The organism is Virgibacillus siamensis (assembly GCF_039522605.1).
GTDB lineage: Bacteria > Bacillota > Bacilli > Bacillales > Amphibacillaceae > Lentibacillus > Lentibacillus siamensis.
The window spans coordinates 98,303-121,553 of the sequence record NZ_BAAADS010000006.1 but is presented as its reverse complement, the minus strand read 5'-3'; the positions used below and the strand labels follow the sequence as shown (position 1 = coordinate 121,553).

Annotated in this window: 25 protein-coding genes and 1 pseudogene; 8 read left to right on the top strand and 18 right to left on the bottom strand. The window is 43.0% G+C overall.

Features of this window, described 5'->3' with window-relative positions:
* Window positions 1-100 precede the first annotated feature (100 nt).
* The 9 genes from nagE to ABD010_RS04830 all read right to left on the bottom strand — a co-directional run bounded on the left by nagE (window position 101) and on the right by ABD010_RS04830 (window position 6,731).
* Window positions 101-1,576, bottom strand: coding sequence for an N-acetylglucosamine-specific PTS transporter subunit IIBC (gene nagE, locus ABD010_RS04870; protein WP_343810765.1), 1,476 nt, complete (start codon window positions 1,574-1,576; stop codon window positions 101-103).
* A 47-nt stretch (window positions 1,577-1,623) separates the two neighbouring features.
* Entirely contained in the window at window positions 1,624-2,442 is an 819-nt protein-coding gene (locus tag ABD010_RS04865; protein WP_343810763.1) for a PRD domain-containing protein, read from the bottom strand.
* 35 nt (window positions 2,443-2,477) lie between these two features.
* Window positions 2,478-2,960: a PTS sugar transporter subunit IIA gene (locus tag ABD010_RS04860; protein ID WP_343810761.1), complete on the bottom strand. Its 483-nt coding sequence runs from the start codon at window positions 2,958-2,960 to the stop codon at window positions 2,478-2,480.
* Between the two features lie 156 nt (window positions 2,961-3,116).
* Window positions 3,117-3,605 (bottom strand): hypothetical protein, encoded by a 489-nt coding sequence (locus ABD010_RS04855; RefSeq protein ID WP_343810759.1) that lies wholly within the window; start codon window positions 3,603-3,605, stop codon window positions 3,117-3,119.
* Window positions 3,606-3,667: 62 nt separating this feature from the next.
* Window positions 3,668-4,132 (bottom strand): RDD family protein, encoded by a 465-nt coding sequence (locus ABD010_RS04850; RefSeq protein ID WP_343810757.1) that lies wholly within the window; start codon window positions 4,130-4,132, stop codon window positions 3,668-3,670.
* Window positions 4,133-4,147: 15 nt separating this feature from the next.
* Complete coding sequence (gene sppA / locus ABD010_RS04845) at window positions 4,148-5,143, bottom strand: signal peptide peptidase SppA (protein ID WP_343810755.1); 996 nt, start codon at window positions 5,141-5,143, stop codon at window positions 4,148-4,150.
* A 123-nt stretch (window positions 5,144-5,266) separates the two neighbouring features.
* Entirely contained in the window at window positions 5,267-5,485 is a 219-nt protein-coding gene (locus tag ABD010_RS04840; protein ID WP_343810753.1) for a YdbC family protein, read from the bottom strand.
* A 12-nt stretch (window positions 5,486-5,497) separates the two neighbouring features.
* Window positions 5,498-6,097 carry a short chain dehydrogenase gene (locus ABD010_RS04835; RefSeq protein WP_343810751.1) on the bottom strand — a complete coding sequence of 200 codons (600 nt, stop codon included), beginning with the start codon at window positions 6,095-6,097 and terminating at the stop codon, window positions 5,498-5,500.
* A 19-nt stretch (window positions 6,098-6,116) separates the two neighbouring features.
* Complete coding sequence (locus tag ABD010_RS04830; RefSeq protein ID WP_343810749.1) at window positions 6,117-6,731, bottom strand: 3'-5' exonuclease; 615 nt, start codon at window positions 6,729-6,731, stop codon at window positions 6,117-6,119.
* Window positions 6,732-7,071: 340 nt separating this feature from the next.
* Here ABD010_RS04830 and ABD010_RS04825 point away from each other — a divergent pair, with 340 nt between their 5' ends.
* Together ABD010_RS04825 and ABD010_RS04820 are read left to right on the top strand one after the other, a co-directional pair.
* Complete coding sequence (locus ABD010_RS04825; RefSeq protein WP_343810747.1) at window positions 7,072-8,046, top strand: S8 family peptidase; 975 nt, start codon at window positions 7,072-7,074, stop codon at window positions 8,044-8,046.
* A 96-nt stretch (window positions 8,047-8,142) separates the two neighbouring features.
* On the top strand, window positions 8,143-8,559 hold the full coding sequence (locus ABD010_RS04820; RefSeq protein ID WP_343810745.1) for a YflT domain-containing protein: 417 nt from the start codon (window positions 8,143-8,145) through the stop codon (window positions 8,557-8,559).
* Between the two features lie 41 nt (window positions 8,560-8,600).
* Here the strand turns inward: ABD010_RS04820 and ABD010_RS04815 are convergent, their stop codons facing one another.
* Window positions 8,601-10,010 carry an MDR family MFS transporter gene (locus tag ABD010_RS04815; RefSeq protein WP_343810743.1) on the bottom strand — a complete coding sequence of 470 codons (1,410 nt, stop codon included), beginning with the start codon at window positions 10,008-10,010 and terminating at the stop codon, window positions 8,601-8,603.
* Between the two features lie 207 nt (window positions 10,011-10,217).
* Between ABD010_RS04815 and ABD010_RS04810 the strand changes: the two genes are divergently transcribed.
* Both ABD010_RS04810 and serA read left to right on the top strand, forming a co-directional pair.
* Window positions 10,218-11,369: a pyridoxal-phosphate-dependent aminotransferase family protein gene (locus ABD010_RS04810; RefSeq protein WP_343810740.1), complete on the top strand. Its 1,152-nt coding sequence runs from the start codon at window positions 10,218-10,220 to the stop codon at window positions 11,367-11,369.
* A gap of 4 nt (window positions 11,370-11,373) precedes the next feature.
* Entirely contained in the window at window positions 11,374-12,960 is a 1,587-nt protein-coding gene (gene serA / locus ABD010_RS04805) for a phosphoglycerate dehydrogenase (protein ID WP_343810738.1), read from the top strand.
* A 117-nt stretch (window positions 12,961-13,077) separates the two neighbouring features.
* Here serA and ABD010_RS04800 read toward each other — a convergent pair whose 3' ends face one another.
* Both ABD010_RS04800 and ABD010_RS04795 read right to left on the bottom strand, forming a co-directional pair.
* Window positions 13,078-13,869 carry an HAD family hydrolase gene (locus ABD010_RS04800; protein WP_343810736.1) on the bottom strand — a complete coding sequence of 264 codons (792 nt, stop codon included), beginning with the start codon at window positions 13,867-13,869 and terminating at the stop codon, window positions 13,078-13,080.
* Window positions 13,870-13,947: 78 nt separating this feature from the next.
* A complete protein-coding gene (locus ABD010_RS04795; protein ID WP_343810734.1) occupies window positions 13,948-14,208 on the bottom strand; it encodes a hypothetical protein in 261 nt (86 codons plus the stop codon).
* 93 nt (window positions 14,209-14,301) lie between these two features.
* Here ABD010_RS04795 and ABD010_RS04790 point away from each other — a divergent pair, with 93 nt between their 5' ends.
* Window positions 14,302-14,673 carry a YuzC family spore coat inner layer protein gene (locus tag ABD010_RS04790; protein ID WP_343810732.1) on the top strand — a complete coding sequence of 124 codons (372 nt, stop codon included), beginning with the start codon at window positions 14,302-14,304 and terminating at the stop codon, window positions 14,671-14,673.
* Here ABD010_RS04790 and ABD010_RS04785 read toward each other — a convergent pair.
* The 3 genes from ABD010_RS04785 to ABD010_RS04775 form a co-directional block, all read right to left on the bottom strand.
* Window positions 14,670-15,218 (bottom strand): DinB family protein, encoded by a 549-nt coding sequence (locus tag ABD010_RS04785; protein WP_343810730.1) that lies wholly within the window; start codon window positions 15,216-15,218, stop codon window positions 14,670-14,672. The two genes, ABD010_RS04790 and ABD010_RS04785, sit on opposite strands and share 4 nt — an antisense overlap.
* Window positions 15,219-15,322: 104 nt before the next feature.
* Window positions 15,323-15,691 (bottom strand): hypothetical protein, encoded by a 369-nt coding sequence (locus ABD010_RS04780; RefSeq protein ID WP_343810729.1) that lies wholly within the window; start codon window positions 15,689-15,691, stop codon window positions 15,323-15,325.
* Between the two features lie 627 nt (window positions 15,692-16,318).
* Window positions 16,319-17,113 (bottom strand): N-acetylmuramoyl-L-alanine amidase, encoded by a 795-nt coding sequence (locus ABD010_RS04775; protein ID WP_343810727.1) that lies wholly within the window; start codon window positions 17,111-17,113, stop codon window positions 16,319-16,321.
* Between the two features lie 513 nt (window positions 17,114-17,626).
* On the opposite strand from ABD010_RS04775, the gene ABD010_RS04770 reads away from it, so the two are divergent.
* On the top strand, window positions 17,627-18,805 hold the full coding sequence (locus tag ABD010_RS04770; RefSeq protein WP_343810725.1) for an MFS transporter: 1,179 nt from the start codon (window positions 17,627-17,629) through the stop codon (window positions 18,803-18,805).
* A 147-nt stretch (window positions 18,806-18,952) separates the two neighbouring features.
* On the opposite strand, the pseudogene ABD010_RS04765 reads toward ABD010_RS04770, so the two are convergent.
* The 3 genes and pseudogenes from ABD010_RS04765 to ABD010_RS04755 all read right to left on the bottom strand — a co-directional run.
* Window positions 18,953-19,174 (bottom strand): annotated as a pseudogene (locus tag ABD010_RS04765) (VOC family protein); the annotation flags it as partial.
* A gap of 61 nt (window positions 19,175-19,235) precedes the next feature.
* The gene (locus ABD010_RS04760) at window positions 19,236-19,712 is read right to left on the bottom strand and encodes a GNAT family N-acetyltransferase (RefSeq protein WP_343810723.1); all 477 of its coding nucleotides are present in this window, start codon (window positions 19,710-19,712) and stop codon (window positions 19,236-19,238) included.
* 268 nt (window positions 19,713-19,980) lie between these two features.
* A complete protein-coding gene (locus ABD010_RS04755; RefSeq protein WP_343810721.1) occupies window positions 19,981-20,418 on the bottom strand; it encodes a CBS domain-containing protein in 438 nt (145 codons plus the stop codon).
* 314 nt (window positions 20,419-20,732) lie between these two features.
* On the opposite strand from ABD010_RS04755, the gene ABD010_RS04750 reads away from it, so the two are divergent.
* Entirely contained in the window at window positions 20,733-21,482 is a 750-nt protein-coding gene (locus ABD010_RS04750; protein ID WP_343810719.1) for a gluconate 2-dehydrogenase subunit 3 family protein, read from the top strand.
* 24 nt (window positions 21,483-21,506) lie between these two features.
* On the top strand, window positions 21,507-23,243 hold the full coding sequence (locus ABD010_RS04745; protein WP_343810717.1) for a GMC family oxidoreductase: 1,737 nt from the start codon (window positions 21,507-21,509) through the stop codon (window positions 23,241-23,243).
* Window positions 23,244-23,251 lie beyond the last annotated feature (8 nt).

Genomic DNA, 23,251 nt, shown 5'->3' with positions numbered 1-23,251 from the left:
GCGCTGAATTTTCTATCTTTTATTTTAATTCAGATAAAGGTACAAAGCAAACAAAATAAAAACCAGGAACGGGGCGTCCTGCCCCGTTCCCGGATAAAAATTACTCTTCTTTTCGCATCTTCCTGATTTCATCCGCTACAAACTGTACCTGTGTTCCAACCACAACCTGGATATTGTGCTTGCCGACAACATTCACACCCGGTACACCTGTTGCTTTAATTTTTTCTTCGTTCACCTTGTCCATATCATTTACTTCAAGACGCAACCGCGATACGCAGTTATCAACGGTCAGCACATTTTCGTCACCGCCAAGACCATCATAAATTTTTTCTGCCATAACTGCTGTCTCACTTTTTCCACCTGAAGATTTCTCAGTGGCATCAGCGGGTTCAACAGCATCCGCTTCTTCTGTCTCCAAGTCCGCATCATCTTCCCGTCCTGGAGTTTTCAAATTGAATTTTACGATCAGAAAACGGAATAGGAAGTAGTAAATAACCGCAAATACCAGGCCTTGCACAACCAGCATATACGGCTGTTGTGCCATTGGTGCTACGAAACTTAGCGTATAGTCGACAAGCCCTGCACTGAAAGTAAACCCTGCGATCCACTGAAAAGATGCAGCTATAAATAAAGACAAGCCTGTTAACAATGCATGTACAACATATAATGCAGGTGCAAGGAACATAAACGAAAATTCAAGCGGTTCAGTTACACCTGTAAAGAATGACGCAAAGCCTGCTGCCATCATCAGTGAAGCAGTCTGCTTTTTGCGCTTCGTTTTTGCCGTATGATACATTGCCAAAGCGGCTGCGGGCAGACCAAACATCATAATAGGGAAAAAGCCGGCCAAATAGCGACCTGTAATTCCTTGTTCTCCTTCGCCTGTCCAAAATTTAGCAATGTCATTTATTCCGGCAACATCGAACCAAAATACTGAGTTTAAAGCATGGTGTAAACCTGTCGGAATCAATAGACGGTTAAAGAAACCATACAATCCAGCTCCGATTGCACCCAAATTACTGATTCCCTCACCGAAACTAACCAGTGCATTATAAACAAAAGGCCATATAAAGAGCAAAACAGCTGATATCAGAAGCATAACCGCCGCAGTAGTAATCGGAACCAGACGTTTACCGCTGAAAAATGCAAAAGCATCCGGCAGTTTAACATGACTAACTCGATTATAAAGTGCCGCTGCAATCAACCCGGATAAAATCCCGATAAACACGTTTTCAATATTGCCAAACGCAGCATCAACACTGGCTTGTTCGATACCCTTTAATCCTGCTACACCTTTTGTACTAAGCATATTCGTTGTAACAAGGAAACCAACAAGTCCACTTAGCGCTGCGGCACCATCTTTATTTTTCGACATCCCAATTGCAACACCCACTGCAAATAAAACGGCTAAATTCGTTAAGATTGCATTACCGCCATTTTGTAAAAATACCGCAATAATATTCCCTTCATCAAATGCATTTATCCAATTGCCTATCCCCACTATAATAGCTGCTGCCGGCAATACGGCAACAGGCAGCATCAGGGAGCGGCCCAGATTCTGCAAATATTTCATCATGTCGTATTCCTCCAAACGTAATAAATGTGAATTCGTTTTCAAAGTTTCTAAAGTGTTCGCAGCCGTTCAATATGAAGTGTAATATAGCCAAGTTCTTCTTCCGGCAGTGTGAGGTTATAAGAGGTTTTTAATTGTGCTCCCACTTCCTTCGCACATTGAAAAGAAGAACTGTATTTCGTTCTGATCATGTTGAACATTTCCTTGTCCATCACATGACTGTCATAACTTTTTGCCCGCGTCACAGCAAATTGCAGGTGGGTTACAAGACGTTCAAAAGATATATCCGATTCCTGGATTTCAATATTCAAATAATCCCTGATGGTCTGCACCATATCCTGAATCATCGTCGTCTGTCTGACCGTTTGATGCACATCACCTCCTTGCATCTTCATCGTGTGGATATACAATGCGATAAACGCTGCCTCATCTTCTGCCATCTGAACATTGCACTGTTCTTCAATATGCCTGACTGCCCACAAGCCAATTTGAAACTCCTCTGGATAAAGAACCTTTATCTCCCGCAATAATTTATTTTTAAGATGGATGCCATTCTGTTCCCTCTCGATTGCAAACGAAATATGATCGGCGAGCTGGACACGAATATGTTCATTCAGTTCGGTTCCAAGCCATTCTTCTGCATACTTCATAATTTGTTCTGAGACGGTGAAGTGTGATTCAGGTATTCGAAGTAACAGCTGCTGAAGCTTTTCATTTTCTTTCAGGACAAACAGCTTCTCCACCTTATATTGGTTCAATATATCTTTCTTTCGCTTATTGAAGGCTACTCCACTGCCGATTGCAATCTTTTCTTCCCCATCATCAACGACAATGACCGCGTTATTGTTCAGGATTTTTTTAATTTTCATTTGCAGGGCTCCATCCTTTGGCAGATCGGCTTCCGCTATTTATAGGTTATGATGACCGTTTCTGCCGCTTTGCACGATTTTTCTTCTGTCATGACAAACGTCTTTTCTGTTTCCTGACTATTCGTAATTACAATTGGCGTAACCGTATCTGCCGCATGTTCACGCACATACTCCAGATCAAATTCGAGCAGTTCATCACCGGTTGATACACTTTTCCCGACTTCGGTTTTTACTGTGAAGCCTTCACCTTTAAGGGAGACGGATTCGAGACCTATATGGATTAGTATTTCCACTCCATCCGCTGTCCGAAGTCCGATAGCATGTTTTGTTTCGGGAATTTGGATGATTTCTCCGTCAACCGGTGCGACAACTTTCCCATCATCCGGTTGAATGGCAATCCCATCCCCCATCATCTTCTGATTAAAAACCGGGTCCGGAACATCCGATAATTGCACCAGATTGCCATTCATCGGTGCAGCCACTGATACTTCTTTCTTTCCGAATAAATTTTTGAACATCGTAACATCTCCTCCTGATGTGAAACAAAAAGGCATGGCAGTATGAAGACGGTCGTTTCCCCTCTTTCAATACCACCATGCCTGATCCTGTCAGTAACATGTGATTCCTTATTATTTCGTTATATTATAACATGCCATCTGATTCTACACAAATTTTTATTCAGTAAACACGATATTATCCCCAATATCGATCGGTTCACGGTTTCGAAACATAAACAGCTGGATTGGCATGGCAGCCATCCCTGTAATAATTACCAAAACAAGGTGCAGTGTAACATTTTTGGAATATCGTTGAATAATAAAATAAAAACCGTAGATTTGCAGCACACTCAAAATAAACCCAATAAATGGAATAAAAAAATACAGTGCTACAGAGGCAGCAAAGGCCAGACCATAAATCAAAGTAAATTTCCCGCGCATTGATTCATGTACATCCTGTTCAACGAGCTGGGTCAGCAGGAACATGTTGACAATCGGCACCCATGCCATCCAGGCAATATCCCCTTTTCCTTCCCGTTTGGCAATCTTGAACAAACCAATCCCCATGAGAATGTACAAAATAACTGCAACAACAAGTATAATCAGACCAATAATAATCAGGATGCCTGCAAATGCAGCAAGAATAGCCGCTTCTTCACCCGACATAATTTTTCCTCCCCCTTATTTAGTTATAAAGCCCGGACAGCAGTTTGCCCGGGCTTACACCTTCATCTGTCAAAAACTACCCGTGTGCTGCCGATCATATCATGTATCCCCTGTTTCTGCGGGGTGAAGGCAACAACAAAATACAATATGCTTAATATAAAGAAGACACGGTAAATGAACCGGCCGACGACTTCCCTAAACAAAAGGTCACTCCAGCCCAATGGTCCCTCATCTGACCGGACGACCCGCAGGCCGAAGATCATTTTACCTAATGTCTGCCCGAACCATTTTGTCATCAGCAAAAAGTACAGATAAAAAACAACTGCACCCAAACTGCCTGCCACCGTCCAAAATCCGACATCAATTGCTTCACCGCCATTGATAAACTTAAATGGCAGAAGCAGGATGCCGTTTATGCTGAATACGATTATCAAATCAGCCAGATACGCCCAGAAACGCATCCAAAAGCCGGCATAATTTCGATCAAATTCATCTGTTGTGTTATAGGTTACTTGTTCCTCACTCATCAAACGGCACCCCCTTTACTTTGAATATAGATACATGGCACGAGGGCCATCGGATTCACGCAATATTTCGGTCAGGCCGAAGAGATCTGTTCTGGCGCCAAACATGCTTTGCATGGTTCCACCCAAAAACTCATTGAACTGAAAACCAGTTGTATATTTTACAACTTTTGCATTGGACCAGTCATTGTCCTTTTCCATCATGGCAATTGTGTCATCCAACGAACCAAGCGCATCAACCAATCCATTATTTTTGGCCTGCTGACCTGTGTAAACACGTCCATCTCCCAGTTCACGCACTTTTTGTTCCGACATATCGCGTCCTTCAACAATGACTTCGACAAAATCAGCATAAAGTCCATCAATCATCGTCTGCAGAATATCACGTTCCTTATCGGTCATCTTTCTACTTGGTGACATAATATCTTTAAATTGTCCACTCTTGATGGTATTGAATTTAATGCCATGATTATTGGCAAATTCAGCATAGTTAATGCTCTGCATAATAACCCCGATCGAACCGGTCAGTGTTGCAGGATGGGCAACAATTTTGTCAGCCGCTGCAGAAACATAGTATCCGCCTGAGGCTGCGGTGTTCCCCATTGAAACATAAATTGGCTTACTATGTTTTTTCTTTATTTCAACGACTAAATCATGGATTTCGTCACTTTCGACGACACCGCCACCTGGCGTATTGATTCGTAAAATAATGCCGGAAACACTGCTGTCTTCACCAGCAGTTTCAAGCATTTTCATGAACTTATCATGATTGTAGCCGCCCGAATTTAACAGTGATCCGCCTGTACTGTCCTGTATCACACCCTGCAGTTCAAGCACGGCGATTTTATTTCCTGATCCCTGTTCGATAACTTTTTCCGTAAACTCCTGATTAGTCGGGACCTCAAACATTGAATCAAAGTCTGCTGCAGCCAGACTTGAGAAAAATTGAAACCCTATTGATACAACAAATAAAGCAACCGCCACTCCAAGTGCGATCCATCGTTTTGCATTCACTTCCATGTCCTCCATTCATTCCTGTTGATATGTATTACTGCTACTATACAACGTCAATAAGCCGTAAGTAAATCCTGATTTAGATGCACTATTTACAAAGGATTCCCAGTATCAGTTGCCCTGTCAATCCATCTCATTCAGTGCCTCTTTCAGACTGTACAATTCTTCAGATGTCAGTGTAACACCTTTTCCCATCTTTTCTTTATCAGGAGCCCAATCACGCAGATCATACTTCGGATCACGGCCGTTCCAACTGACTAAGTTTAACTCTTTAGTCCACCCTTTAGGTGATTCGGAAAGTACTGCAATTGTTTCGACGATTTCATATTGAATTGCTGCCACACTTTTCCCTCCTCAGTATACTTCATAATTCTGTCCGGTTTGCCGGCCTTCCACGCTTTTTACAAATGCACGGGCCACTTTATCAGCCCGAACCGGATTAAACCCGGCAAATAAATGGCCAATCCGCTCCCATGACTCCTCAACAATATTCGGACTCACACTGTTAATACGAATCCCACGCGGCATTTCGATTGATGCAGACTTAATAAACGCCTTGACACCGCCGTTGGCCATTGCAGCGGATGCACCCATTGGAATCGGATCATCCATCATCACACCGGTTGTCAAGGTGAAACTGCCGCCGTCATTCACATAATCCATCCCAAGTAGTACCAAATTAATTTGTCCTTTCAGCTTGCTTTCAATTCCTTTTTCATTCAGCTCCGGTGTCAGCTCGGAAACAGATGCAAAGTTTGCCCCTCCGGATGCATTGACTACAGCATCCACTTTACCGACCTTTTCATACATGTTCCGGATACTTTCAGCGGATGTATTATCGACCTGAACATCGGCACCATTTCTTCCCGCTCGGATGATCTCATGATTCCTCTCCAGTTCATACGTAATTTCCCTGCCAATGGTTCCACTTGCACCAATAATAAGTATTTTCATTGTGATAAAACCCCTTCCCTTATTTTAGATAGAGCTTTGTGCTACCCTGCTTCCGCTTCACTCTCGGCGGAACATATCCCCGTTCATAAATTTTTCCTTTTGACATATTACACTTCTTTAGAAATATATCCAGTTCAGCTGTCTCATATGTCTCAAAAGCTTTCATAAATATTTTTGCTGCAACACGAGCATCTTCCAGAGCGTGGTGATGGTCGAATGTAATACCGAGACGCGCAGCAACTGTATTTAATTTATGATTATACAACTGCGGCCATATACTCCGGGAAATATTCGCCGTACATAAATAGTCCATATCCGGATACACCAGGTTAAAATAATCAAGTGTGGCGCGGATAACACTCATATCAAAGCTGGCATTATGTGCAACTGCCATTTTGCCTGCAAGATGACTTTCCAGTTTCGGCCATAATTCAGCAAATGTTGGAGCTTCTGCAACATCATCTTCTGTGATCCCATGTATGCGTTTGTTAAACGAGCTGAAGCGCATCATCGGGTTAATCAGACTATAGTATTCATCTGTTATACCATTCTCGTTGGCGAAAACAATCCCTATTGCACAGGGGCTGTTCCGCTTTTCATTGGCAGTTTCAAAGTCAATCGATACGAATTCCATTTGCTTAGCCTCCAATTAACCGAATCTGTTTCTTCCAATTTTAGCATAAAGTTTCCTGCAAAAGCGCGTCAGGTGTTCACCCTGAAAAAGCGGGCGATTTAACATATGCTCGTTTGTGAAGCATATATGCTCGCTTTCAGCCTTTATATGCTCGCATTTACTATGACAGCTCCACTGAATAAAATACGGCAAATAAATAAACTCCACCAAAATACCCTTCCTTTTCCTATACAAAAATAGGTATTTTTAATCGTTTTACATTTTTATGGAAGGGTAATGGACTTGTTAACTGCGAAAGTTTTAACTTCCTGCATATCTTTTAATAAAGGAGGAACAAGTAATGAGCAAAATTCATTTAATCCCCCACAAGGTAGACAAAGTCTATGAATCTGCAGCGGATATTCCTGAAGGTGTTCAGATGATCCAGGCTCCCGATATCTGGGAGGAGGCCAGCAAAGGGAAAGGAAATGTGGTAGCAGTTATTGATACCGGTTGTCAGATTGATCACCCGAATCTTAAAGATCGAATTATTGACGGGAAAAACTTCACATCAGACTATGAGGGCGATTCAACCAACTATGATGACAATAACGGCCACGGAACACACGTATCCGGAACAGTTGCTGCGTACTCATCCCAAGACGGGATTTCCGGTGTTGCTCCAGAAGCAAGCTTGCTGGTTGTCAAAGTTTTAACCGGAGAAGGCAGCGGAGATTACCAATGGATTATTGACGGCATTAACTATGCAGTGAACTGGGAGGGGCCAAACGGTGAAAAAACCCGGGCAATTTCCATGTCGCTCGGCGGACCTGAAGATGTTCCGGAACTTTATGATGCAGTCAAAAAAGCGGTTGATGCAGGAATTCCAGTCATCTGTGCAGCTGGGAACAGCGGTGATGACCGGGCAAACACCGATGAATCTGCCTTTCCCGGGTCCTATAATGAAGTGATTCAGGTTGGTGCCATTGATTTCAGCAGGAAAATTGCTCCATTCAGTAACACAAACGATGAAATTGATTTGGTAGCACCTGGCGTTAACATTCTATCAACCTACAAAGATGGCAAATACGCGAAACTGTCCGGCACCTCCATGGCAACACCACACGTATCCGGATCTCTTGCATTAATCATTAATGTGGCAGAGAAGCGATTTGACCGTCGTCTGACTCAAACTGAACTATATGCCCAGCTTGTAAGACGCACCATCCCGCTCGGCTATCCGAAATCTGCGGAAGGAAACGGTTTGGTCGCACTCGCAATTCTGGAAAAGTTTGAACAGCTTTTTGATGTCTACACAAAGCCTTATGGTTCATGACAAAAATCTGTCTCTGTTTCAAAAAACATTTTTCCGGGAAAATTCACATAAAACAAATATATGGCACATGTAATTTTTCCGATAGGAGGTGTGGCGATGGCTAACGAAATTTATGGACCGTATGACTCGGAAGAAGAGGTCATAAAGGCTGTAGACATCATGACGTTAAAAGGATTCAAAGCGGAAAACATCACCATCCTGGCAAACAAAACATTATCAATGCGACTGGAAAAATGGACAGATGCAAATGTAGAAAGCAATGCGGAGAATGAACATGAAGAATCGTTTTTCAGTAAAATCAAGCACATGTTTGTCGATGAAGAGGAAACAGAGTTTAACTTCCATGATCGATTAGTTGAGTTGGGACTATCGAAGACACAAGCGGAAAAATTTGAAACAGATATTGAATCAGGAAAAATCATTGTTCTTGCAAACGACGATCTGAGAATGGGACATGATCCAACAAGCGAGACTGTCACCATGCAGGAGTCCATTCATCTTGAGAATGAATAAAAGAAAATGCCAAGGGGGCAGCCCCTTGGCATTTTTTCTCATTAACTTTCTGCAGCTGTGCTTTGCGGTCTGGAATTGCGAATGAAGAATGAAAGAATAAGACCGATAATAGCCGATATACCAGCAACAATAAATGATACATTGACACCATGCACCATGCCAGCCACCCCTTCATCCGGAATGATATTATTGGTCATCACCGTAACAAGCAACGCCGTTCCGACCGCACCGGAGACCTGACGCATCGTATTATTCATTGCCGTACCATGTGGAATTAAGTCCATTGGTAAATGGTTAAGTCCCGCCGTGGTGACCGGCATCATGACCATTGCTACCCCGAACATTCTGATCGCATTCATGACGGCCAGATACGTAAACGATGTCTCAGGAGTTAATATCGTAAACATGAATGTTGTAACCGTAACAATAGTCAATCCGATAATCGCCAGCCATCTGGCCCCGAACTTATCAAACAATCTTCCGGTAATCGGGTTCATCAGCCCCATTAATAGCGCACCAGGCAAAAGCATCAGCCCTGATTCAAGTGCGCTGTACCCTAGCATATTTTGCATCAGCAGCGGCAGAACAGTTGCTGCGCCAATCATTGCGATAAATACCAGCATTCCTAGGGCAGTGGTAAGTGTAAACATTTTTATTTTAAACACACGGAACTCAAGAATCGGCTCATCCAGGCGTAGTTGCCGCAAAATAAACCAGGTTAATGTCAGCGCACCAAGGATTAACGGAATCACTACATTAAGCTTTGTCCATCCGCTTCCCGCCACACTGAATCCGTAAAGTAAACCGCCAAACCCAAGTGAAGATAATATAATGGACAAAATATCAACTTTAGGAAACGTTCTCTTTGTCACATTTACCAGCACAAAATAAGCGATAATAAAATCAATAACAACGATTGGAAAAATCACATAAAAAAGACTTCTCCATGGGAAACTTTCAACCAGCCAACCGGATAAGGTCGGGCCAATTGCCGGTGCAAATGCAATCACCATTCCAAACATCCCCATCGCAGTACCACGTTTGTCCACCGGGAAAATAAGAAACAGAATTGTTTGCATCAGTGGCATAATAATTCCGGCACCTGAAGCCTGGATAATTCTCCCCACCATCAGCATCGCGAAGTTGGGTGCCACTGCACAAATCAGTGTACCGACAGCAAACAAACCCATCGCAGTCAAAAATAATGCCCTTGTTGTATAGCGTCCGATTAAAAATGCGGTAATCGGAATCATAATGCCATTTACGAGCATAAATATTGATGTCAGCCACTGTGCCAAATTAGCTTCCAAATGCAAATCTGCCATGATATGCGGCAGTGCAGTCGCCAACAGCGTCTGGTTCAAGATCGCCGCAAATGCACCTGACAGCAGAACAGCTATAAGTGGTATTTTGTTAATATTTAGATTACCTTCTGATTGCTCAGCAACCATTTCTAAAACCTTCTTCCTTCTTTAACTAAGATTTCATCTATTTGTAGATCATTTGATTTCGAATTCTTTCGGTACAAGAGAAAATACTATCATAAACAGAACATAAATTAAAGAGAGAAATTTTAAAAGAAAGCGTTTTCCAGTGTTGACAATATTTTTAACATTACGTATATTAAACGGAAACAATTCAGGAAAAAAGGTGAAATTATGTCAGTTGAAGATCAGTTGCTTCGAATCCCCGGACCCACTCCAATCCCTCCAAGCGTTCAACAGGCCATGAATCAGCCGATGATCGGACACCGGGGCTCTGAAACGAAACAATTACTGCAGCGGCTAAAATCAAGGCTAAAATCGGTATTTGGAACCGGACAGGATGTTTTAATGATGACCGCAAGCGGCACAGCCGGACTTGAAGCGGCTGTTGTTAATACGGTCAGTCCCGGCGAAAAGGTTCTGGTATTGGTAACAGGTGCATTCGGCGAACGATTTGCCAAAATTTGCGATAACCATAAGCTAAATGTTATCCGCCATGATGTCGAATGGGGAAAAGCCGTGTCTCCTGATATAGTACGGAAGTATGCTGAAAAACATCCCAATATTAAAGCTGTATTTGCCACGTTCTGCGAGACTTCAACAGGTGTCTTGAACCCGATACAGGACCTGGCAGAGGCAGTACATACTCACACGGATGGTTTATTTATCGTGGATGGAGTTTCTGCGATTGGCGGTGCCGATGTAAAAATGGACGATTGGGGCATTGATGTGCTTTTAACAGGCTCACAAAAAGCGATGATGCTGCCGCCCGGACTTTGTTTTATTGCAGTAAGTCCAACCGCCTGGAACGTAATCGAAAAAAATTCAGCTCGTCCTTTTTATTTAGACCTTGTCAAATACCGGGACAAACTGGCAGATGATTCAACGCCGTTTACCCCGGGACTGTCACTGTTAATGGGACTGGAGCAGGTTCTGAATCGTATTAACAATGAAGGATTGGAACAGGTTTTCAATCGGCATCTATTAATGAAAGAAATGACCAGAGCCGCATTTCGGGCAATGGATATTCCACTTCTAGCAAGTGACGAGGATGCCTCCCCAACCGTAACTGCAGTTCAGCCGAAAAATTTTGATCCAGACGCAATGCGAAAATTACTTAAAGCTGAATTCGGTCTCGATCTTGCAGGCGGTCAGCAGCATATGAAAGGCGATATTTTCCGGATTGGCCATATGGGATACTGCTCACCTGCAAATGTCCTGCAAACAATCAGCCTCATCGAAATTGGGGTTCAAAAAATCAGCGGTGAAACCGAAACCGCAACCGGAACGAAGGCAGCACAGAAAACTTATCTGGAATGGATGTGATTACGTGATTTTTAATGTGTTGATAGCTGATCCATTAAGTGAAGATGGTGTTCAGCCACTCCGCGAGTCGGAGGACATAAACATCGAGGTGAATACAGACTTAACGGATGCCGATCTGATCCAACGAATCGGTAAGTTTGACGGTCTTATTGTACGAAGTCAAACGAAGGTGACCCGCGAAATCATCCAACATGCCGATAATCTGAAAATAATCGGGCGGGCAGGTGTCGGCGTTGATAACATTGACCTTGATGCTGCCACAGAGCGCGGAATCATTGTTGTCAATGCACCAAATGGGAACACCAATTCCGCAGCCGAGCATACGATGGCAATGCTGATGTCTTTGACGCGGAATATTCCCCAGGCGTTTAATGCCTTAAAAAATAACGAATGGAACCGGAAAAAATACGTCGGTGTCGAGGTAAAGAATAAAACACTCGGCGTTATCGGGCTGGGAAGAATAGGCACAGAAGTTTCATCACGTGCCAAAGGGCAGCGTTTGAATATTATCGCATATGACCCGTTTTTAACCGAAGAAAAAGCCGACAACCTGGGAATCCGCTTTGGTACTGTGGAGGATGTACTAAGGGAAGCAGATTTTATAACGGTACATACCCCGTTGCTGAAAGAGACGAAGCACTTGCTTAATAAAGAAGCATTCCAGATGATGAAAGACGGTGTACAGATTGTTAATTGCGCCCGTGGTGGAATTATTGATGAGGATGCGCTGTACGAAGCCATTCAATCCGGAAAAGTAGCCGGTGCTGCCATGGATGTTTTTGAAGAGGAGCCATTTTTGGATAATAAGCTTCTCGAATTGCCGGAAGTGATCGCAACACCACATCTAGGCGCAAGCACTGTCGAAGCACAGGAAAATGTGGCCGTTGATGTGTGCCAGGATGTAATCCGATTCTTAACTGGTGACTCCGTACGAAACCCTGTGAACCTCCCGTCCGTTCCACAGGAAATCATGTATAAAATCGAACCCTACTTCATGCTGGCGGAAAAACTCGGGAACTTTCTCATTCACCTGGCAGATGAAGTGATCGAGGAAGTAAACATTTACTATGCTGGCGATTTAAACGAACTCGAAGTCGCGCCGTTAACCAGAAACACGGTAAAAGGCCTGTTGCAACGTCATCTTGGTGACCATGTTAATGATGTAAACGCCCTTTTTCTAGCGGAGCAAAAAGGTATATCTGTCCATGAAAACAAAACATCCCGGGCAAAAGGATTCACAAATCTGCTGACGGTCGAGGTGAAAACAAAATCTGCTGTCAGAAGTGTTGCAGGAACATTGTTGAACGGCCTTGGACCACGCATTGTAAAAGTCGATCATTACAGTGTTGACTTCACACCAGCTGGACATCTCGTTGTCATCCATCATCAGGACCAGCCCGGTGTCATCGGTAAAATGGGAAGCATGCTTGCCAGAAATCAGGTCAACATTGCCACCATGCAAGTCGACCGGTCTGATATCGGCGGCGATGCCATCATGATGCTGACCATTGACAGACATCCAGAACAGGAATTGCTTGACCAGCTGCATGAACTGGATGAAATTAACGATGTTACCGCGATAGATTTATAATATATTCCGGCGGTTCTGCAATGCGAGTGGACCCGCCGGCTTTTTTTACCAAAATGATAGCAACTATTCGTCTGTGCGGTTGATATCAGTAAACAAATTCAAGGGCCAAATGCCAGACTATCTCTTCTTCAAAGATTCCAGCAGTGGCAACAAATCCTCCAGCTTCTTAATTTCATATGTTGGCTGCACATCTTCGGCCGCTTTTCCATCCCGATTGATCCAAACGGAAGCAATTCCTGCACTGGATGCACCAAGAATATCAGTATGTAAATTATCACCAACCATCAGCAATTCATCTTTTTCAGCGTTCATCGAACCAACCGCATGTTCAAAGATCGAAACGTCCGGCTTCCCTCTTCCAAATGCACCGGAAATGACAATAGCATCAAAATAATTTCTCAGCTTGGGGGTCAGTTCCAATTTTGTCTCCTGTAATGATGGCGCTCCATTTGTTAGCAGCAGCAATTCATAATTGTCCTTTAACTGATTCAAAACGGAAAATGTATCTGGATAGACGAACGCATTCTTCTTGCGCATAACCGGAAAAGTTCTTGCCAATTCTGCTCCGAGTTCCGGATCATCAATCCCCATCTCATGTAAACCTCTTGTCCAGCTTTTTTTTCGATATGCAGGAGCAAGTTCGCTCAATTTTTGAAAACTCGCTTCTGCATCAGAAAAATCTGCCCACAAACCTTCAAAAGGATTGATACCAATCATTTGTGTGAACGGATATGTCTCAAATGATTCATAAAGTAGCCTTGCCTGTTCACGAACGTTATTCTCCAGCTTGACAGGGGAAACACCATACTTTTGACCTGCCACTTCACAGGTCTTCCGGAAAGCTATTGCCACGCTTTTTTTATCCCAAAGCAGGGTATCATCCAAGTCGAACAGAATAGCTTTTATCATGCATTGCCACCTCCGACAAAATTTAGAAAACGTGGGGAATGTCATAGTTGCGCTTATACAGTGAGAATGTATTTTTACTTAACTGCCAAAAACATAAATTAAAAAGGCAATGAGCGCCAGGAAAATCGTCACTGCATAAATCCACAGCAGTCTCGGTACATTTGATTTCAGCGACTGTGTCTCATATTCACGTGAGCGCTGTAATTCATTTTCAACTGTGTCCCCTTCTTCCTCATACTGCTTCATCTTTTTTTCTTCATGCCTGAAAACAAAAACCGTACCGCCAAGCGCCGCAACAAATAAGACAACTAACAGGACGATGAGTTCAACCGTTAACAAATTGTTCCCTCCAATTCACATTATGTTCCCTCAAACAAGCACAGACGCATACAATGAATGAATAGTGTTTGACGAGAAGGAGTGAATCCAAAAATGTATTTTTCATATGTTCCGTTCTATTGCCAAAATCCTTCCTGCCCAAATAGCCCGCACCACCAGCCCAGACAGCAATATCCTGATGTTGATGCGGCACTTTTGTATGAATCCGCAAATGAAACAAAAAGCCTCATGGAAGATGCCGGTACCGTCCTCAACCAGCTTGCCGATTCGGAGTCATTCGGCGCGGAATTAATGTATGCAGCACAGGCATCTGATATGGAAGAGGTCGAACGATTAATCCAAACAACAGGTATTACTTCCGACGTGGATATAGATTTTAATCCAGATGGACTATCCATGTCGTTCAGTTCACAGGTGGATGAACTGGAATGCTGTAAACTACGTATTGCCCTGCGATGGCGCTAAAACATAGATTCATATTTTTTCAGCAGATTAAAATGATGCTGTTCATGAATCGCCAGTAATTGCACGCTTTGCAACAAGTTGGGATAATTAGCAATTGGGTCGGGATAATAGATTTGCCCAGCAACATCCTGCTCAATATGATTGACGTCCATTCGCAGTTTAACCGTCTCCAATTCAAGCATTTCTTTTATTTGATCAAAATTATATTTATCTGCCACACCTGGAGGCGGTACAATTATTTTCGGGGCGTTCATTGGCCTTTTTTTCTTTTCGGTATATTCCCGGTAAATATTATGTATTGCCATTTTATACGGCCTCTTCCTGCGCAAACAAGCAACAGGTTTTGCCGCTGGAATATAAACACCTGAAAACTTGCGAAAAAATTTGGTCATCAGCATCAAATGATATACCGTTTCACCAACAGACCATTTATCAGGAAAAGGACGTATAAACACTCTGGAAAAATCAATCCCTTCACTGCTGAAAAATGACGCACGCTGTTGCTCCAACTGCTGAAAATAGTTTGCCATTACCGCACTTTTCATGTCCATCACCCCATTATTGCTATCATATCACATCACAAACTTCCGAGGTCAAAAAAAGCACAGCATCCTGCTAAAAAGTCCAAAATGCTGCACCGTTTTTTTGACTAGCTGATTGTCCCTCTGAAAACCATCCCCTGATCGAAATCGATTATTTTAAGTACATTTGTATCTTTCACATAAACACTCTTGAACTGACCATTTCCATCTTCATCATTCAGGATGATTACACGGATATGTTCATTATCCTCAACAATTTGCATTTCGTAATCATCCGCATCAATCTGTTCATCCAGCACGCTGAATTCCGGAAAAGTTCCGACTGCATCCGTCTTCAAATACTGCCGGTGCATCTGCCCGGACCCTGTTTCAGCATTTACTTCTTCTTCATCCGGCTGAAATATACCTGTACCTGCAAATCCTCCGGCAGTAAAAATCAATACACCTGCTGCGGTTGTTACCAGTAGATTTCTCAACGTTATCGCTCCTTCTTCTTTATGCCTGATTCCATCGTAAAATAGTATTTTAAGAATCTCCTTTGAAGAAAATGAGAATTTGCTGAGAATCAGGCAACAACTGCGTAACAATTATTCAGTTCTGTATCATCGGCAAATGTACCCTCGCATAACATTAAAAACCAGCCTAACCGGACGAATGCGATCAATTCCCTGAAGTAAAAATACCCGCCAAAACGATAAGTATAAGGATGATAACAACCCAAAACAGTATATTTTTATAGAATGGATTGTTCGTTTGCATCTACTCACCTCCTGGACGAAAAGTTACAATACAAGTATACCTTAGCTCAGATGCACCTGCACCATTTGAATTTTTTTAGAAAAACTCGGCAATCGCCTCGTCTTATAGCGATTGGCGAAGTTTTTCTTATAAGGTCAACCATAATTTATACTTTCTGACGTTATTAGAAAACTTGGTTGTCACCAAGCTTTAGGCGACAGCCTTAGTTGCACTTATGCAGTAAGAAAGTTTTATACTTATCTGCCAAAAAAAATGATGCCAATGAAGAGCACCATATTTCCACCATTTTCTGTTTTGGATGAGCATTACCGGGGATAAAACCCTTCATGAAATCCGGGGCCGCTTCACCCCTCCGTCAATATATAAGCATCTTTAATTCCCGCATTTCGAACCTTTTTCAAACGGGTCGTTGCATTTTTCCGGTTTGAAAATGCACCTGCCTGAACACGGTACCATCGTTCGTCGGAAATCATCGTTGCATAGACAAACGCTTCCACTCCCTTTGACTGAAGATAGTCAACGCGTTCTTCTGCGTTATCCTTTGATTGAAACGAACCGGCAATTATCTTATAAAGATTCTTCTTATCATCTTTTGGCTCCAGATTAAACGCGCTTGCCAAACCATTAACATGTCCCTGTGCCACAGTTTGACGCCACGACGGATCACTAATTAATGCGGCATCATGCTCATTATCAATAAAACCATTCTCCGTCAACAATGCCGGCATGACTGTCTCACGCAGCACATGGAAATTTGCTTTTTTCTGCCCACGGTTTCTCAGCCGGTTAACTGCAATAATCTTTTCATGCATCACATCCTGATAAGCAGCAGTTTGCGATGAATCAGACAGACTTTCATGAATATAGTCTTCATATCCTTGTGCCTTCCCGTTAAAAGCATTGCAATGAATGGACAGGAAATAGTCCGCACCCCAGGAGTTGGCTTCATTTGTCCGTTCCTCAAGACTCACACTTTTGTCTCCTATACGGCTCATTTTTACGTTAACACCATTGTAATCACTGGTCAAAATATCCCGAATTCTGCGGGCAATATCCAAAACAATTTCCTTCCCGACTATTCCATTTCCACGGGCACCCGGATCACTTCCCCCGTGCCCCGGGTCTAAATATAGTTTCATAGATAGTACTCCTTTCCTTTAAAGGATCATGCAGTATATACTATTAAAACTTTTTAATTGTAAGTGGACAAAAACATCATAAATTGCGAAAATATGCTCAAATTTGCGCCCCAGCCTAACAGTTTTCGGACAAAAATAGAGCATCGCACCTGTAAAGGCACCATGCTCTCACGCATAACATGGTAACGTTACGTGAGGACTGTTTTCACGGATTGCATTTCAGGCAGATCTGGCTTATGATGAATACAACATTCAGAAAAGGAGGCGAAGAAATGATTGCGTTGGTTATGGACAAAATGAAGCGATTTATTGCTTTCATGGCGTCTGTTTTTGGAGCTTTTTCACTAAATTGGATACGTATGTCTAATTTTAGCTATAGCTTCAAAAATAGTTGCTGACGTAAAAATTTCTTGCCTATAATATATCGGTCATATTAGGGAAAGCTCCATCCTTCACTTGTGTTCCAGGCATTGTCTGGGCTTTTTTTGCGTCAGCTGATGGAGGAAATGAAAATTGAAAACAACAAACTTAACCAAAAATATTCGGTTTATTTATATTTATATTTTTATTGTCCAGCTGTTTTTTGATCGGGCGCTGTGGGTTATTTACTTGAATGACAATGGTTTAAGCATGGGTGAAATCGGGTTTGTTGAAGCGCTGATGCATCTAAGTGTTGTACTTTTTGAAATACCCGCCGGCATGGTTGCTGATTTATATGGCCGAAAAATAAGCTTATTTCTTGGTAGTCTCTTGAGCATTGGCTATGGAACATTTATGCTGATTGGCGACTCACTTACCCTGTTTGGCCTGGCATTGATGACCCTCGGCCTCAGCATGACGTTCCAGTCCGGAACAGAAGAAGCACTCATTTATGACACATTGAAAGAAAAAGGCAGGGAAAAACAGTATACCCGCGTGTTCGGGAATATGACAGCACTCGCACTCTTATCTCTTAGTCTGGCTAAACTCACTGGCGGATGGATGGCAGAAATCAGCTGGGAACTCGTATATGGCGGAATTATCGTTACCCATGTTCTTGCGCTGATTCCAATCAGTATGCTGCACGAACCGGAACAGGAAAAGAGCAATGAACATGAAACAGACTTTAGACAACAGTGGTTAGGGCAACTGAAAGCTGGGCTTGCAATCTGGAGGTCTAACCGGACAATTCATATTCCGATTGTATTTTTCGTGATGATTGCCACCTCCATCGTTATATTAACATTCTATGGTCAGGAATATTTTACCCGGTTGGGATTCAGCCCACTGATGGTCGGCAGTATTTTAACAGCGGAAGGATTACTTGGTGTACTAATGGCAAAAATTGCACACCGTCTTGAGGCAAAATGGAGTTTCGCAAACATAACTAGCTTTGGCTATCTGTTGTATTTGCTTTTCTTCCTGTTGTTCATCTGGTCACCGGATTGGGCAATCGTCCTGTCCTTTCTGATTCTGGCCCAACTGGTCACACTGTATGAACCCATTTTTTCAAATTTTATTCAGCAAAAACTGAAGTCCAGTGTCCGCTCCACCTTCTTTTCGATGATTAGTGTTGTCGAGAGTTTCAGCATTATGCTGCTGTTCCCGCTGTTCGGCTTAATGATTGATACAATTGGATTCCGGAATAGTTTTCTGTGCCTTTTTGTACTGCTGGCTGTTTTGTATGCTGGCGGGGTGCGGCGCATGGCATGATATTAGAGTTGGGAACTTCCTCATTGCAGGGCGGAAGTTCCCTTTTTATGTTGCCAGCATGCGGTACAGCTGTTGGATAAATTAAATTATCGGGCACTTGTTGTCGGGTATGGTTATTTCGTAATAAAGGAGTCATTTCGCAACGCTTTAATATAATCCATCTTGTAAACTTCCTTCTTCATCCGGCGCCACTAGTTCAACCTTTATTCGATCCGGATCCTCAAAATAAACAGCATAATGATCTTCCCCGCCGGCAAAAGGATGCTTGTCCGAATACAAAATAGCAACCCCTTTGCACCTAAGCTTTGTAGACACTTCATCCACATGTGCCCTTGAACGTGCATGAAAAGCCAGATGATTCATCCCCAAAATTCGGCGGATTTATCTAAATTGGAAACATACAATTCAACATGATGTAACATGGTTCCCCCTACTCCGCCGGCAAAATTTTCGACATCTGAATATTCGTCATCTCATAGCCCATTTTTTTATACAATTCAAATGCCCGATGATTATGAGCAAAAACATGCAGCGAAATTTTCCGAATATCATGTCGTTCAGCGTATTTGTCAAGTTCCTGCATGGTGGCTTTACCAAGACCTTTTCCCTGTTGTTCATCATCAAGCCTGATGTCATAAATAAACGCATTGGTGCCCAGTGGAGTCGTCCGCACATTGAGCCACAATATACCGATCGGCTCATCATTATTGTACACAGAAAATAGAAAGTGTTCTTTTGTTTCCAATCCATCCGGCAGCATCTGCTCCAGCTGATTTTCAGCTTTTTCTACAGCCTCATCTTCACTCCAGTTGCCCGCTTTCACATGTTCACCTGCGTAGTCCACTACCATCTGCTGTGTATATTGGCTGAACTTCTCTTCACTCATCGGCTTAAATTCAATTGCCATATGTAAAACTCCCCTTTATTGAACTAAAAATATCCCCATTCACCCAATTCGGATTGTGGGGATTCTTTTTCAAAGTGCGTGTCTAGTGTAAATTTATTATAGCATATCTTTTTGCAGAAAATATGAAAATATAGACATACACCTTCCATGAACTATCTCTTTTCTTGTGAACCTCATCAATTGACAAGATTTTCTACTGCCAATCTAACTGCACGCCCTCTACAAAAACGTCCTCCACTTACCATGAAGTGAAGGACATTTTTTACACCTATTGTTTTGGTGCAGAAGGGGTAGAAATATTGGACAGTGCTTGTCCGGCTTTACTGTCATTTTGAGAATCTGCAGCAAGGTCACCTAGCGCAACCATCCCGACTACCTGACCGTTTTCAACAACCGGCAGTCGACGGATCTGGTGATCTGCCATGATTTGCGCAGCCTGTTGTGCATCCATTCCCGGTTCGGCCTGAACGACATGCTGTGAAGACATTACTTGTGATACAGGCGTATTTGCCGCCTTGCCCTCAGCAGTTGTACGAAGTGTAATATCGCGGTCAGTCAGCATTCCGGTCACCTGTCCGCTGCTATTTACGACCGGAAGTGAACCGATATTTTTGGTACTCATAATCTCGGCCGCTTCCTGAATGGATTGTGACTCACCGATTGTCGCTGCATTTTGTGTCATGATATTTCCAATTTGCTGGTTCATTAGAAACCTCCCCTTTCATGACATAGGATTCGATAAACCAAGTCAATTATGAGAGGCAATTATTGCAAACCATACAAAACAGTTATGCCAATATAATCATGGAAAATTTATACTGTGGTTTAATTTGAATTTTTGCCTGGTGAAAAACGTGCGAACTCCCGTTGAAATGTGCGAAACCTGCCTTGAAACGTGCGAACTTTCAACTAAGTTCGCTCCCCAAAATATAACAACAACATTTTTTAACAAATAAAAATGACAATACCTGGATATACTAATCAACACATAATGGATAGATGTGGAAAGGTGGGATAAAAGTGAGTGATGAAGAAAAATCAGATGACAAGATATCGCGCCGCAAATTCATACGGAATTCGAGTTATGTAGCAGGTGGCGCAATTGGCGGTGGTGTTCTGGGGGCTTTTCTTGGCACCAATTTTCTCGATGACGAAACAGCCACCAAGTCCAATCAAAATAACACAACCAATTTTAACCGAGCCTTGATGTTTTTTACCAGACAATCCGATTTCCAAATACTTAGTGCAGCGACTGAACGAATCTATCCAAAAGATGAGCTTGGTCCCGGGGCTATTGAACTTGGTGCTCCCTACTTTATCGACCATGAACTTGCGGGAGCCTATGGAAATAATGACAGGGAGTATATGAAAGGTCCATTTTTTGAAGGAACAGACTATCAGGGTTACCAGACTCCATTGAAACGCAGTGCTGTGTTCATGGTCGGGATCAGAGAGCTGGAAAATCAAAGTAAATCCAATTACAACAAGTCCTTCGTTGATCTGGAAGGTGAACAGCAGGATGAAATACTGAAGAAATTCGAGAATGATGAAGTTAAGTTAAAACATGTCAGTTCGGCCTATTTTTTTGACATGCTGCGCTCGGCAACCATCTCAGGAACATATGCGGATCCGCTTTACGGCGGCAATGCTGACATGGCCGGCTGGAAAATGAAAGATTTCCCTGGCAGTCAAATGAGTTACATTAACCGGATTGGCAGTGAAAAGTTCATTGATATTAAACCAAAATCATTGGGAGACCATTATTCATAATGCAGCAACGTTAGGAGGATTACGATGGTAAAAAAATTAGACAAGGTTGATGTCGTAACAGTAGGCGTCGGCTGGGCAGGCGGTATCATTGCCGCCGAAGTTGCAAAGGCTGGTGTGAAAATTGTTGGTCTGGAACGTGGTGAAGACAGATCAACAGAGGACTTTCAGATGGTTCACGATGAATACCGCTATGCTATCCGTTATGAGTTAATGCAGGACCTTTCCCAGGAAACGATCACATTCCGGAATCACCTTGATGAACGTGCATTGCCAATGCGTCAGTTCGGCGCATTTCTGATTGGGACTGGTGTAGGTGGCGCAGGAGTTCATTGGAACGGGGATACTTGGTTTTTTGCACCGTATGATTTCCAGATCAAAACGATGACCGACAAGAAATACGGCAAGAATAAACTTCCGAAAGAATATACGCTTCAGGATTGGGGAATCACGTACGATGAATTGGCGCCGTACTATCATAAGTTTGAAAAAATGGCTGGAACAAGCGGGGAACTGAATCCACTCAGACCCGAGCGAAAGGAAAAGTATCCAACTCCGCCAATGAAGAACACCCCAATACTCGAAAAGTATATGAAAGCAGCCAAAAACTTAGGACTGCACCCATTCCGGCAGCCATCCGCCAATATTTCGGAACAATATACCAATCCTGATGGCCAGACATTAAACCAGTGTCAGTATTGCGGGTTTTGTGAAAAGTTCGGGTGTGAGTACGGGGCAAAGTCCGACCCGACTGTCACCGTTATTCCGACTGCTCAAAAAACTGGAAACTTTGAGCTTAGGACAAATTCTTATGTAACCGGAATCACCCATGACGGGAATAAGGCGACAGGCGTCAGATATGTCGATGTCCAGACAGGCGAAGAATTTGAGCAGCCTGCAGATGTGGTTGTTTTAACAAGTTACACATTGAATAACTGCCGCTTGTTATTAAACTCCAACCTTGGCCGTCCATATGATCCCAAAACCGGAAAAGGTGTCATCGGGAAAAATTACTGTTACCAGATTACTGCCGTCGCAACCGGATTTTTCAAAGACAGGTTTAATGCAGCCATGGGCGCCGGTGCGCTGGGAACTACACTTGATGACTACAATAATGACAACTTTGATCATTCCGACCTGGACTTTATCCACGGCGGTTCTATTACAATGAAACAACTGGGAAAAAGACCAATTAATGAAAACGGAGCACCAAGCGATACACCACGGTGGGGAAAAAAGTTTAAACAGGAATCCATTAAATGGTTTAATCGTTCCATACCAGTTACATCGCAAGGCGCCTCGATGCCGCACAAGCACAATTATTTGAGTCTGGACCCAACGTACAAAGACAGTTTTGGTAACCCATTGCTCCGGATGACATATGACTTTACGGAACAGGATCATGCACTATATGACTATATCACAGCCAGATGTGCCGAGATCCTGGAAGAAATGGGCGCCGAGGTTGTCGAACCGAAAGAGCTGACGGAACACTTTAACATTGTTCCTGCCCAGAATGACCATATTACCGGCGGCGTCATCATGGGGGAGGACCCAGAGACATCCGCCCTTAATAACTACCTGCAAATGTGGGATGTCGATAATGTATTCGTCATTGGGGCATCTGCGTTCGCCCATAACGGAGGCTATAATCCAACAGGTACAGTTGGTGCACTTGCTTACAGAGCAGCAGAAGGTATATTACAATACCGGAAAAATAAAGGTCAGCTTGTTAAGCGGAAGCAAAATAGTAAGACTGTTTAAACTTATGG